The sequence below is a fragment of the Runella sp. R5_40 genome (assembly GCF_057652295.1).
This window is the reverse complement of sequence record NZ_JBYFCH010000005.1, coordinates 298,308-310,379: the sequence shown is the minus strand read 5'-3', so window position 1 is coordinate 310,379 and position 12,072 is coordinate 298,308. Positions and strand designations below refer to the sequence as shown.

The window sequence follows — 12,072 nt, the reverse complement described above, 5'->3', positions numbered from 1 at the left end:
CGAAGAACTTCCCGAAAGTTTTAAACTTCCCGAAAGTTTTGAACTTTCGGGAAGTTAGCTATACTATTTCTACCCAATTTTAATCTCCATCGAACGGCCATTTTTGCGACTTTCTTCGGCCATAAAACCCATCAAATGACTCTCAATTGAGGCTTCAATGGTGGAGGTAAGCAAGGCAGGATTATTTTGTGAAACGGCTTGTACAAAGTTTTGCATTAAGCCATAATCACCGCCTCCGTGTCCTGAGTTATTAAACTCTTTTTGAGCACTTGCTTTCCAAATCGTTACTTCTTTGGTGCGAAAATCAGTGACCCTGATGAGGTCGTTGTCGCCCTCAATCTCTCCCATGCTGAACATCACGCGGGTTTTGCGCGCTTCCCAGCCCGTGAACGCTTCGAGGCCAAAAGTGGCCAACACGCCTTTGTCAAACTGATAAATGCTGGTATAATGGTCGGGTTGGTCGTTGTTCATTTTATACACACAACGGCCATAATTGGAGGTTTTTAAACGTTCCAAAATCGCTGGGCCTTGCAGAGCTGGGTCTTCGGGTACATCGAGGACGTGGATGCGTTTTTTCTGTTCGTAATACACTTTTATGGCTGAAAAGGGGCATTCCCGTTCTACTTTACAGCCTTCAACGCAACGTTCGGTACTACCTTCGGGAGCGTTTTCGGCTTTGAACCACTTGAGGTTGCCGTAGGCCGAAACGGTTTTGGCGGGCTTGTTGGCAATCCAACGCATGATGTCGAGGTCATGGCAAGATTTAGCCAAAATAATGGGGTTCGTTTTCTTCGATTCGTGCCAATTCCCGCGTACGTAAGAGTGCGCCATGTGGACGTGTTCGATGCCTTCGAGGTGGTTGATGCTAATCATTTCGCCCAAATCTCCCGAGGCGCACAGCTCTTTTAGTTTTCGGAAATACGCGGTATAACGCAAAACGTGACAAACGGCAATGATGCTTTTGGACTTTTTGGCGGCGGCCAATATCTCCAAACATTCTTGCATGGAAGGCGAAATTGGTTTTTCGAGCAACACGTGGTAGCCCATTTTCAGTGCCTGAAGGGCAGGGCCGTAATGCAGCGTGTCGGGGGTAGAAATGATAATGGCATCCGCAAATTTTGGGACTTTAAACACGTCTTCCCAAGTATTGAAACGATGTTTGTCCTCAATTCCGTGCGTTTTTGAAAAACGTTCGTTACGAAACTGATTGGGCTCGGCCACCCCGACCATTTTGACGTCAGAAGGATTGGCTACGGCGTAGCGCCCATACACATTGCCTCGGTTGCCTGCCCCCAACACGATGGCCGTGACGGGCTGAGCGATAGGGACATAGAGTGGATTGGGCGAAAACGTAATTTCTTTGACAGTACTTGCCTCAGCAGAAGTTCCGATGGCCGAAACACCCGCCGAAAGGCCAAGGGCTTTTAAGACAGTGCGGCGATTAAAGGTTGGCATAACAAATTCAAGTAGATAGTCTATGGCCTAAAGTACCACATTCTTTAGCAATTACATAGCTTGGATGACAAAATTTTAGATTCCATCAGTAACAATAAAAATAAGCTACTTTTTATGTACAAAACCTGTCTGAAAATCAACAGCTAAAACATCTATCATGTCTTTCTTCAACATTGATTCGGTCAAGGAACGTACGTTTGATGCCATTGTCGTAGGCTCGGGAATTAGCGGCGGCTGGTCGGCCAAAGAACTATGCGACCACGGCCTTAAAACGCTCGTGCTCGAACGCGGTCGCGACGTCAAACACGTAACCGATTACCCTACGACTCTCAAAAACCCGTGGGAGTTTCCGCATTTGGGGGAGCTGCCCAAGGAAATTACTGATGCCAATCCCATTGCAAGTCGTTGCTATGCGTTTGGAGAGGATTCGGCTCACTTTTTTGTGAAAGACAACGAACATCCGTACATCCAAGACAAACCGTTTGACTGGATTCGTGGCTACCAAGTAGGAGGAAAATCGTTGATGTGGGCACGCGGAACGCAGCGTTGGTCGAAGTACGATTTTGAAGGCCCTGCCCGCGATGGATTTGCGGTGGAATGGCCCATTTCCTACGCTGAGTTGGCACCTTGGTACAGCCATGTAGAAATTTTTGCGGGGATTTCGGGAAACAAAGACGGACTAGCACAATTGCCCGACGGGGAGTTTTTGCCACCTTTTGAACAAGCTTGCGTGGAGAAACATTTTGGTCAACAAATGGCCAAGCACTACAAAGGAACTCGCCCCGTGATCGTGAGCCGTTGTGCGCATTTGACCAAACCACAGCCTATTCATTACAAGCAAGGTAGGGCACAGTGTCAGCAGCGCGATTTGTGCGTGCGGGGCTGTCCGTACGGTGGGTATTTTAGTAGCAACGCTTCGACCTTGCCCTGGGCGGCGCGCACGGGAAAAATGACGTTACGCCCACATTCGGTGGTGCATTCGGTGATTTATGACGAAAAACTAGGGAAAGCCACGGGCGTTCGGGTCATTGACGCCAACACCAAAGAAATGATTGAGTATTATGCCAAAATCATTTTCCTAAATGCCTCGACATTGAATACCAATTTGATACTGTTGAATTCGACGTCTAATCGTTTTCCCAATGGTTTGAGCAACGATAATGGATTGTTGGGAAAATACATTTCGTTTCACAATTTCCGAACGACCATTTTTGGTGAATACGAAGGGCTTTTGGATACGACCCAAGAAGGAAAACGGCCAGGAAGTAGCTACATTCCTCGCTTTAGAAACGTTTTTCAACAAGAAAAAACGGATTTTTTACGTGGTTACGCCGCAGGTTTTTCGGGAGAACGTGTGATGAACTACGACACCTCGGGCATGGGTGAAGGTCTCAAAACCAACTTAGCCAATCCTAAATACGGCAACTGGCGCGTGGGGTCTTGGATGATGGGGGAGACGATTCCGAAAGAAAGCAACTTTGTAACGTTGGACAAAAATCAGAAAGATGCGTGGGGGATTCCGTTGTTAAGAACCTCCGTCGCCTACGACCAAAACGACGACAACATGGTCAAAGATTTTCACGAACAAATGACCGAAATGTTGACCCTGGCAGGTTTTAAAAATATCGGAACCAACGATGTGCCTAGCAAAGCACCAGGGCTAGATATTCACGAAATGGGCGGGGTACGAATGGGTAAAGACCCCAAAACCTCGCAGCTGAACAAGTGGAATCAATTGCATCACTGCAAAAATGTGTTTGTCACCGACGGCGCTTGTATGACTTCCAATTCTACCCAAAATCCGTCACTTACTTTTATGGCCATCACGGCACGAGCTACCAATTATGCCGTGAAGCAGTTGAAAGCGAAGAGTTTGTGATATTATTTTGGGGAGCCAGAAGGGGTCTTGGTTTTGTTAGTTATCTTTGTGAGTATTGGTTAAAAAAACAAAACTATGGTGCAGATGGAAAAATCGTTTAGTGATTGTACGTTGCTCTACCTTGAAAAAAACTTTGGGTTGGAGCAAGTAGATACCTTGGCGGGACTCACCAACTGGCTACAACTTTCGGAAGAAATTGCCTTATCAGATTTTGAAAAAGAAGAACTAGCGCTTTTTCAAAGTTTGCTGAAAGACAATATTTTGCACTGGAATGAGCAAGAGTTATCGTTACATTTCATAGGCCCTATGTTCTCGTCGGTACGTTTTACCAATCGTCAGCATTACTTTAATCTCTTTGCTGAGCGGCCCATCGAAACTATCGTCGAAGATCTGAATCATCAATCCATTCGCCTGTACGGTAAACCTGACGGGCTGATTGCCACAGGCTACCGAGAACCTGAGTCGCCTTTTTTTTGCTTCACGGAATATAAAAAACACCGAGAGCCTAATGGTGAGCCTGAAGGGCAATGTTTGTCGGCGATGCTGGTTGGGCAAACAATAAATCAAAAACCTGTGCAAGCAATGTATGGTTGTTTTGTGATGGGGAGAGATTGGTATTTTATGGTACTAGAAGGTCAATCCTATTGCATATCAAGGGGTTATGATGCTACTACCGAACACCTATACGTGATTTTTAAAATGCTTAAAGCATTGAAAGAAACGATAAAAACGCTTACCTCTTAATTTTTTTTCGATTATGACATAATAAAAAAAGCCGTTTGCAATTGCAAACGGCTTTTTGCTTTCAACCCTTTAAGATTCCCAAAAACTTGTACTAGGTACTATGTCATGTTGATGAAGTGAATTGTGGCTACAAAGGTAGGGGGAGAATGTGGGATTAGGGAGAGAAAAATTGGCAACTTGGTATAGAGACTTTTTTGGGGGCTTTGGCCTTGAATTAAAAGTATGAAACGGGGTTAAAACACTTTTATAAGAAACATTTGTCTTTCGGAAGTATGTCAAATTTTAATATAGATTCGATCAAAGAACGCACCTTCGACGCCATTGTGGTGGGGACAGGAATTAGCGGCGGCTGGGCGGCCAAAGAACTTACCCAAAAAGGACTGCGTACGCTGGTATTGGAGCGCGGACGGGACGTGAAGCACGTTGTTGATTATCCCACGGCTATGAAAAACCCTTGGGAATTTCCACATTTGGGGGATGTGCCTTTAGAACTGAAACAAAGAAGCCCTGCGTCGAGCGGGCACTATATCTTCAAAGAACCGACGCTGCATTTTGTGGTGAAAGACTTTGAACACCCGTTTGTGCAGGAGAAACCCTTCTCGTGGATGCGTGGCTATCAAGTGGGTGGGCGCTCATTGTTGTGGGCGCGCCAGGCGCAACGTTGGTCGGATTTTGACTTTGAAGGCCCCGCCCGCGACGGTTTTGCGGTCGATTGGCCCATTCGTTACAAAGACATTGCGCCTTGGTATAGCTACGTCGAAAAATTCGCGGGGATTTCTGGAAACAAAGACGGGCTTCCGAACCTCCCCGATGGTGAGTTTTTGCCACCGCACGAGTTAAACTGCGTTGAAAAGCATTTTAGCCAACAAGTAGCCAAAAATTACACCGACCGCCAAATCATCATTGGTCGTACGGCGAACCTATCTCAAGCCAAGCAAATCCACCACGACCAAGGTCGTACCCAATGCCAACATCGGGTGCTTTGCGAGCGCGGTTGTCCGTACGGGGGGTATTTTAGCAGTAATTCTTCGACACTACCTTGGGCGATGAAAACGGGAAAAATGACTCTGAAACCTCACTCGGTGGTGCATTCGTTGATTTTTGATGAGAAACTGGGGAAGGCAACGGGCGTGCGGGTCGTGGATGCGAATACCAAACAAATGACAGAATACTATGCCAAGGTGATTTTCCTCAATGCCTCGGCACTGAATTCCAATTTGATTTTGTTGAACTCTAAGTCTAATCGTTTTCCGAATGGTTTTGGTAACGATAGCGGGGTGTTAGGCAAATACATTGGTTTCCACAATTACCGTGGTCGGGTGTCGGCCGAATTTGACGGTTATCACGATTCCACATACGAAGGGAAACGCCCGAATGGCGCTTATTTGCCGCGTTTTAGAAATGTGACCAAGCAAGAAACCGACTTCTTGAGAGGATATGCAGCCTCGATTAGTGCTTCTAAACTGGGTAATCCGACCGAAAATAGCTGGGGAGAAGACCTAAAGAATACCTTAGCAACACCTTCAAAAGAGGGCTGGAGCATCGGCGCGAACATGATGGGAGAGGTGTTGACCAAAGAAAGTAATCACGTTCGTCTGCATTCGGATTTGAAGGATGACTGGGGCATTCCACAAATGGTCATGTCGGTCGATTTTGACGATAATGACATGAAAATGGTGAAAGATTTTTACGAACAGTTTTCCGAAATGTTTGCCAAATCAGGCTTCATCAACATCAAAACCGCCGATACCAAACGCGTTCCAGGCAACGAAAACCATGAAATGGGGGGCATTCGGATGGGGAATGACCCCAAAACGTCGATGTTGAACCGTTGGAACCAAATGCACGCTTGTAAAAATGTGTTTGTCACCGATGGTGGGTGTATGACTTCTACTGCCACCCAAAACCCATCACTGACCTACATGGCACTCACTGCCCGCGCGGTGGACTATGCCGTGAAGGAGTTTAAAAAAGGGAATCTGTAAACCATAACAAAACAAACCAAAAGGAATCTTATTAGCGACGGTATTCGTTTATACCATAAAACGAATGAATGCTATGTATCGAATTGCCTGCATCTTGGCGCTCATAAGCCTTTGGAGTATTACAAGCTGTCAAAACCAAACTTCGACTTCTACTGCCAAAACGAATGATATGACCATGAAAAATCCGTATTATTCACGAACTGATACGTTGCCATTGAAGGTATCGGACGAAGAATGGAAGAAAGTCTTACCTGATAGCGTGTATCAAGTTGGTCGTAAGAAAGCGACTGAAATGGCCTTTACGGGTAAATATTGGAACTTTTCGGGCGTGGGAACGTACTATTGTGCAGTTTGTGGAAACGCCTTGTTTCGTTCGGGAGCTAAGTTTGCAAGTACGTGTGGGTGGCCTAGTTTTTTTGAACCCATGCGACCCACAAGCGTGATTTATGCCCCCGATAAGTCGTACGGAATGGAGCGGGTAGAGGTGCTTTGTGGACGTTGCCATTCGCACCTCGGGCACATCTTTGACGACGGCCCAGCTCCTACGCACAAACGCTTTTGCATGAACTCCATCGTACTAGATTTTGTCCCCGACGATAGTACTCAGGTGGCTATTCCCTAAGCTTACTCAAACAACTTTGCCACTCCAAATGCCGCTGCGGCCGCTACTGCGCCAATGAGGGTTACTTTAAGAGCTCCTAGCCACGGGTGTTGTCCTGTGGCTTTGCTCTTAAAGTATCCAAAGATAAAGAGACAAATCAGCGTTGTGACGGCCGACCAAATGAGTCCTTCAGAAGGAGTAGAGGTGAAAAAATAGGGCAACAAGGGCACCATGCCTCCCAAAGCGTACGAAATTCCAATCGTCAGGGCGCTTTTACGAGCTTGGTTGGGGTCGGGTTTTTCGAGGCCAAGTTCATATTTCATCATAAATTCAACCCATTTGTTCTTGTCTTTCGCAATCTCTTGCGTCACTTTTTCTTGCAACTCAGGACTAAGCCCCATGTCGGCAAAAATCTCTTTGGTTTCGTCAATTTCGCGTTGTCGGAGATTCTCTATTTCCCAATATTCGCGTTTTTGTTCGGCATCGTAGTGTTCTACTTCCGTTTGCCCAGCCAAAAAACCACCCAATCCCATCGCGATTGACCCCGCCACAATTTCGGCGATACCTGCCGTTACGACCAACGCGTTGCTGTCAACAGCACCACTCAAACCCGCTGCAAGGGCAAACGGAACCGTTAGACCATCGGACATACCAATGACGATGTCGGTAATAAAGGCAGAACTGGTGAGGTGTTCTTCTTTGTGAAGAATACTATTTTCGTGGTGGCGGATGGTATCCATTTTTTTTGGGAAAGTTAATTGTTGAGCATGCCCGAGTCGATCCACTTTTTGACCAACCCAATCTGACAATCTGAGAGTTTCAAACTACTACTAGGCATGGGTTGATAGCCCGATGCGTGCGTGATAGCTCCGTATAACTTGCCGTTTTTGGCCAAAGTTTGTACGTTGGCGTAGCCTGTTAAATTGATGTTTCCCGATTGTGTGGTGCTATTGTGGCAACCCGTGCAATAATAGTCAAAGATAGGCACTAAGTGCTTTGAATAACTCGCTACCTGCGTAGAATTTGTGGAACCGCTGGTTTCGCACGTGATATTTTTGGCACCTTGGTCAATCCATGACGCAATCAGTTGAATTTTATCGCTACTCATGGGCGCGTTGGGCGGTGGCGGCATTCGTTCTCTACTGGTATCAATGATGACCTGATACAGTTTACTTTTCTTGGCGTTTCCTGCCGTAATGCCTTTGCGAACTATTTTTTCGTACGACGTGAGGTCATAGCCTTCTTCGGCGGTCTTGGAATCGTGACAGCCACTCGTGGCGCAGTTGGCTAAAAAGAGGGGCAAAATGGCCGTGTTAAAACAAACCTGATTTTGAGCATTGGTGGTTGTAGGAGCGCCGCAAGGCAACGAATCAAGGGCAGCGGTACTCCCACCTCCTCCGTTGGTCTCGGTTCCGCCGCTGGTACTTGTGTCAGATGGAAGTGGGCCACCTTTTTCGTACAAACAACCTCCCAATAAACCCATTAAAATTGCGAAAAAAAAGGCGTTGATGAATGCTCTCATGTGCTTACTTTTTTTGTTCGTACGGGATAAATGAAAAGTTGGTTTTGACCGCAATCACTTCGGCAATTTTCTCAAAAACGAGTTTCGGGACTTCAATTTTGTGATCGGTTAGCGGAACATTGAATTCACAAACCAACGATGCGCCCGTTTTTGTTACGGTTAGTTTTCCCGTCATCGTACGTTCTTTAGCAACACCGTGCATGTTCAACATTCCTTTTGCGGTAATCGCTTGTACCCCTTCTTTACTAAAATCAACCTTCTCCTGAATTTTTCCCGTAAAAGAAGCCGTTGGGTATTTGTCGGATTCTAAGTAGTTTTCGTTGAAGTGCTCTTGCATCAGCTTGTTCGGAAATTCAAACTGCGCCACTTGCATTTTTACGGCCACTTCGCTGGTTTTGGTGTTGAGAATGGCCGTGACGTTTTTGTTCAAACCTGAAATATTTTCGAGGGGTGTTTCAGAGAAAAAACTAATCTGAGCATTTCTTGCAATCAGGACGTCCTGAGCCAAGACATTGCCCATCATTAAGCTGAGGAATAAAATCAATGGAAATTTCATAGTGGTAGTTATTTGTGCGTTTTTTTAGCGTCTCGGTCAAAGCTAAATACGCGTGAAATGTTGAATCCGTAGAAAATATCACCTTTGCTCCAACTTCCCGTGGTGGCGCCAATAAATTGGTTTTCAATCATCCCGCGTGAGTTAGACAAATGCAGTTGGAAGACGTGCCCGCCCGTTTCGATGTCAAAACCGAGTGATAAACAATCTTTGTACTGTGGGTCACGAACGTAGGCCGTACCGATTTTTTTGACGGTATAAAAATATTCGGCGTTGAACGAAGTACGTTTGCTAAGTTTGAAACGCCCCCCAATGCCCGTGCCAAAAACGTCGTTTTCGTCGATTTGGCTTTCGGTTTTGTTGCGATGTAAAAACGTGGGACTCAATTGCAATGAAACTCGGTCGTTGAACTTTCGAGCGATGAGCAACTGACCCACGTACATTTGGCGTTCGAGGTTGTTATAAAATTTCATGTCGGGCGCAGTGGGCATCGTATTGGTATAAGCCCCTGCAAAAACCGCAATACTCACAGGCTCGAACCACCGATTGGATTGTCGCAAAAGCTTGTATTTGGCAAAATAATCGTACGTTTTTTGGTACGAACTCCGCCCCGCTCCAATCATCAAACGGTCGGTAACGCCGTATTCTAGTCCAATCCGAATGCGTGATTCGTCCAACCCCCACAAATTTGAAAACCCTGAGTTTAAAGCCCCAAATCGGTGAGAAATCCGAAAATCGAGGTGCTTTTTAGCGATGGTTTCAACGGATTGGCCATTGATGACCCGTGTCGATTTGAACGTCGCCGTGGCATACAAAGGGCCTGTCGATTCGTTGTCAAGCATTTTGAGGAGGTCATCTTGGGCCATGGCGCTGCCATAGCTCAAGATGAATACTATTAGAATGATTTTCTTCATGACTGATTGTCAATTATGCAGCTTTAACTGTTAGGGTAGAATTCAAAACTGTCGTTTGGTATATCTTCAACCCTTTTTTCCCTTCCGTATTTAATCCTTTGCCCGTTTGGTCGAAGCGAGCGCCGTGGGCAGTACAATACCATTCGTTGTTCTTAAACGTAATTTGGGTCTTACCCTCGTGACTACACGTAAGGGTAGCGGCAATGTAAGTAGTTGCGTTTACGCGAGCAATCACCACCCCGTTTTTAATGACATAACCACCGTTCGTTTTTAGTTGGGCGTTGGACGCATCGGCTAAATCGACGGTAATATCACCAGCGAGGGGTGCCACGTTTGATTCGTTTTGGCAACTGTCGAGGGTGTAAAGGGCGAAAAGAGCCGCGCCTGAGAATCCAAGTTTTTTCAAAAACTCGTTTCTTTTGATTTTTTCTTGCTGATTCATAGAAATGTATTTAGACGTTTGTGTAAAACAGTAAGTGGTAAACTTTGCCCAAGAATCGCTGCCTTGGGCAAAGTCGAATGCAAGAAACCCTACTAAGCAAATGTGTCTGACATCAAGTTGTCAAACCATTTGAGCATATCTTCGTGAAAATCTTTTGATGCGCCGTTTGATTCCACAACGCCTTTGCCCGTTGGTAACATAGTCGCAGTGGCAGGGTCATAACGGAACACCACCGACAACCAAGAAGCCGTTGTTTTGGTGATGGGAGTAAAACAAGAGGAATTGGTGATAGGAGCCTGATTGACCGTTTCTCCACGGAACAATTTGATAATGGCATCAACGCATACTTTCGCTTCAGCGTTGGCAATGTGGCCTGCTTTGGGCTGCGTAGTTGACGAAGCATCACCAATAATGTGAACATTTGGTACGGCCGTTGACTCGTACGAAAGCACATTTACTCCCGCCCATCTTCCGCCACCAGCATTGGCCAGTCCGATGCCCGATTGGGTAATCAAGTTACCTGCTTTGTGCGTTGGAATGGCGTTAATTACTTTTCCATTGAACGAACCCACGGCGGTATTTACCGTACCTGTGTTGGCATCAATGCTGTTGATAGTAGCGCCTGGCACGTACGTGATGATGCCTTTGTGGGTGTTGTTAAAAGCATTCGTAAAGTTGGTAGGTTGTGCCTGAATCCCTGAGTTCGCATCCAGAATGATTACTTTTCCGCCGCCTTTCACGCGTTTTAGGTAATCGGCTACCACGCAAGCACGCTCGTAGGGGCCAGGCGGACAGCGGTACGGTTTGGGCGGAATGGTCAAGATAAAGGTGTCATTCTTGGTCATTGATTGGATTTGCGCTTTCAGGGCCGTTGTTTGGGCACCTGCTTTCCAAGCGTGCAAAATTTTGGCTTGATTGTCGGCCGTTCCTGAAAGTGGAAGTGGGTCAAAATCAATGCCTGGGGCTAAAATCATACGGTCGTAGGCCAGCGTTTTTCCGTTGCTCAGGCGAACATTTTTCCCGATGGGGTCGATGTTGGTCACGGCACTGGTTTCGAGTTTTACGCCGTATTTACTAACAAGGGTATTGTAATTAAAGGTAATTTGGCTCAAGGTACGGTCGCCCGTTAACACCATGTTACTGAATATGTTAGAGTAATAGACCGCATTGGGTTCAACGAGGGTGACTTCTACTCCCGTTCCACCCCACAAACGTAGGAACTTGGCGGCAGTAGTACCTGCCATACCTCCTCCCACCACAACCACGCGGCCACTTACGCCCGTATTGGTGGGTATTTGAATGGGGGCATTGGAAAGAATAGTGCCATCGGCGAAGGCTTCCTGTATAGCAGCTAACCCCAAGGCAGAAGCCCCAAGATGATTGATAAAATCGCGTCTTTTCATAATCTGTCAGTAGTCTCTAGGTTAAAAAAATTGGTTAAAAAGGCTTCCTGAAACCGCCAGGAAAGCACAAGAGGATTCGACTTACACCTACGCAGCAGGGAAGTTTAGAAGAAAAAGAGGAAGGCGGAATTATTGCTTTGAAAAAAAATCGGCGATTAGTTTGATTTCATCCGCGGTGTACGCTTGGGCATGTACATTCATAATGTCTGCACCTACGCTTTTGCCTTTCATCTCATTGAGTTCACCAATCAACTCCGTCGTTTTCATGCCCGCTAGGTGTTCCATACCGTAGCCGTTGGTGCCGTGGCATTGAAAACAGTTGGAAGCCATGAGCCTGCCTGGGTGCTCGGTGACGGCCGCCGCACGGGCACTTTGCTGAGTAAGTCCAGTAGTTGGGGTTTCGGCCAGGAATTGTTCTTTACAAGATGAAAAAATAACCGCGCTGACCAGGGCGCCTACGGCAATTTTTGGTTTAAAAGAGGATAGATTCATAAAAAAAATAATTTAATGGTTAAACAAGTGTAAAGGAGGAAGGTCATTTATAATAGCATACGCTGGTAGGCATTTGAAACGC

12 protein-coding genes are annotated in these 12,072 nt (G+C 46.3%); 4 read left to right on the top strand and 8 right to left on the bottom strand.

Annotation, left to right across the window (positions count from 1 at the left end):
- Positions 1 to 69 precede the first annotated feature (69 nt).
- On the bottom strand, positions 70 to 1,455 hold the full coding sequence (locus AC23N5_RS12480; RefSeq protein ID WP_487755849.1) for a Gfo/Idh/MocA family oxidoreductase: 1,386 nt from the start codon (positions 1,453 to 1,455) through the stop codon (positions 70 to 72).
- Between the two features lie 157 nt (positions 1,456 to 1,612).
- Between AC23N5_RS12480 and AC23N5_RS12475 the strand changes: the two genes are divergently transcribed.
- The 4 genes from AC23N5_RS12475 (at position 1,613) to msrB (ending at position 6,685) form a co-directional block, all read left to right on the top strand.
- A complete protein-coding gene (locus AC23N5_RS12475; RefSeq protein ID WP_183975958.1) occupies positions 1,613 to 3,334 on the top strand; it encodes a GMC oxidoreductase in 1,722 nt (573 codons plus the stop codon).
- Between the two features lie 84 nt (positions 3,335 to 3,418).
- Complete coding sequence (locus tag AC23N5_RS12470) at positions 3,419 to 4,078, top strand: hypothetical protein (RefSeq protein WP_487755848.1); 660 nt, start codon at positions 3,419 to 3,421, stop codon at positions 4,076 to 4,078.
- A 272-nt stretch (positions 4,079 to 4,350) separates the two neighbouring features.
- The gene (locus AC23N5_RS12465; RefSeq protein ID WP_183975962.1) at positions 4,351 to 6,063 is read left to right on the top strand and encodes a GMC oxidoreductase; all 1,713 of its coding nucleotides are present in this window, start codon (positions 4,351 to 4,353) and stop codon (positions 6,061 to 6,063) included.
- A 73-nt stretch (positions 6,064 to 6,136) separates the two neighbouring features.
- Positions 6,137 to 6,685 (top strand): peptide-methionine (R)-S-oxide reductase MsrB, encoded by a 549-nt coding sequence (gene msrB, locus AC23N5_RS12460; RefSeq protein WP_487755847.1) that lies wholly within the window; start codon positions 6,137 to 6,139, stop codon positions 6,683 to 6,685.
- 2 nt (positions 6,686 to 6,687) lie between these two features.
- On the opposite strand, the gene AC23N5_RS12455 is transcribed toward msrB, so the two are convergent.
- From AC23N5_RS12455 to AC23N5_RS12425, 7 genes are all read right to left on the bottom strand, one after another.
- Entirely contained in the window at positions 6,688 to 7,404 is a 717-nt protein-coding gene (locus tag AC23N5_RS12455) for a VIT1/CCC1 transporter family protein (RefSeq protein WP_487755846.1), read from the bottom strand.
- A gap of 14 nt (positions 7,405 to 7,418) precedes the next feature.
- Positions 7,419 to 8,186, bottom strand: a complete 768-nt coding sequence (locus tag AC23N5_RS12450; protein WP_487755845.1) for a c-type cytochrome domain-containing protein — start codon at positions 8,184 to 8,186, stop codon at positions 7,419 to 7,421.
- 4 nt (positions 8,187 to 8,190) lie between these two features.
- Positions 8,191 to 8,742, bottom strand: coding sequence for a YceI family protein (locus tag AC23N5_RS12445; RefSeq protein WP_487755844.1), 552 nt, complete (start codon positions 8,740 to 8,742; stop codon positions 8,191 to 8,193).
- Positions 8,743 to 8,750: 8 nt separating this feature from the next.
- Positions 8,751 to 9,653: a DUF5777 family beta-barrel protein gene (locus AC23N5_RS12440; protein ID WP_487755843.1), complete on the bottom strand. Its 903-nt coding sequence runs from the start codon at positions 9,651 to 9,653 to the stop codon at positions 8,751 to 8,753.
- Positions 9,654 to 9,666: 13 nt separating this feature from the next.
- Positions 9,667 to 10,095 carry a QcrA and Rieske domain-containing protein gene (locus AC23N5_RS12435; RefSeq protein WP_487755842.1) on the bottom strand — a complete coding sequence of 143 codons (429 nt, stop codon included), beginning with the start codon at positions 10,093 to 10,095 and terminating at the stop codon, positions 9,667 to 9,669.
- Positions 10,096 to 10,187: 92 nt separating this feature from the next.
- Positions 10,188 to 11,498: an FAD-dependent oxidoreductase gene (locus AC23N5_RS12430; RefSeq protein ID WP_183975983.1), complete on the bottom strand. Its 1,311-nt coding sequence runs from the start codon at positions 11,496 to 11,498 to the stop codon at positions 10,188 to 10,190.
- A 129-nt stretch (positions 11,499 to 11,627) separates the two neighbouring features.
- Positions 11,628 to 11,990, bottom strand: a complete 363-nt coding sequence (locus AC23N5_RS12425) for a c-type cytochrome (RefSeq protein ID WP_183975985.1) — start codon at positions 11,988 to 11,990, stop codon at positions 11,628 to 11,630.
- Positions 11,991 to 12,072 lie beyond the last annotated feature (82 nt).

Coding starts and splice junctions, on each gene's coding strand:
- AC23N5_RS12480 (WP_487755849.1), bottom strand. CDS start 1,455: ATGCCAACCTTTAATCGCCGCACTGTCTTAAAAGCCCTTGGCCTTTCG.
- AC23N5_RS12475 (WP_183975958.1), top strand. CDS start 1,613: ATGTCTTTCTTCAACATTGATTCGGTCAAGGAACGTACGTTTGATGCC.
- AC23N5_RS12470 (WP_487755848.1), top strand. CDS start 3,419: ATGGAAAAATCGTTTAGTGATTGTACGTTGCTCTACCTTGAAAAAAAC.
- AC23N5_RS12465 (WP_183975962.1), top strand. CDS start 4,351: ATGTCAAATTTTAATATAGATTCGATCAAAGAACGCACCTTCGACGCC.
- msrB (WP_487755847.1), top strand. CDS start 6,137: ATGTATCGAATTGCCTGCATCTTGGCGCTCATAAGCCTTTGGAGTATT.
- AC23N5_RS12455 (WP_487755846.1), bottom strand. CDS start 7,404: ATGGATACCATCCGCCACCACGAAAATAGTATTCTTCACAAAGAAGAA.
- AC23N5_RS12450 (WP_487755845.1), bottom strand. CDS start 8,186: ATGAGAGCATTCATCAACGCCTTTTTTTTCGCAATTTTAATGGGTTTA.
- AC23N5_RS12445 (WP_487755844.1), bottom strand. CDS start 8,742: ATGAAATTTCCATTGATTTTATTCCTCAGCTTAATGATGGGCAATGTC.
- AC23N5_RS12440 (WP_487755843.1), bottom strand. CDS start 9,653: ATGAAGAAAATCATTCTAATAGTATTCATCTTGAGCTATGGCAGCGCC.
- AC23N5_RS12435 (WP_487755842.1), bottom strand. CDS start 10,095: ATGAATCAGCAAGAAAAAATCAAAAGAAACGAGTTTTTGAAAAAACTT.
- AC23N5_RS12430 (WP_183975983.1), bottom strand. CDS start 11,498: ATGAAAAGACGCGATTTTATCAATCATCTTGGGGCTTCTGCCTTGGGG.
- AC23N5_RS12425 (WP_183975985.1), bottom strand. CDS start 11,990: ATGAATCTATCCTCTTTTAAACCAAAAATTGCCGTAGGCGCCCTGGTC.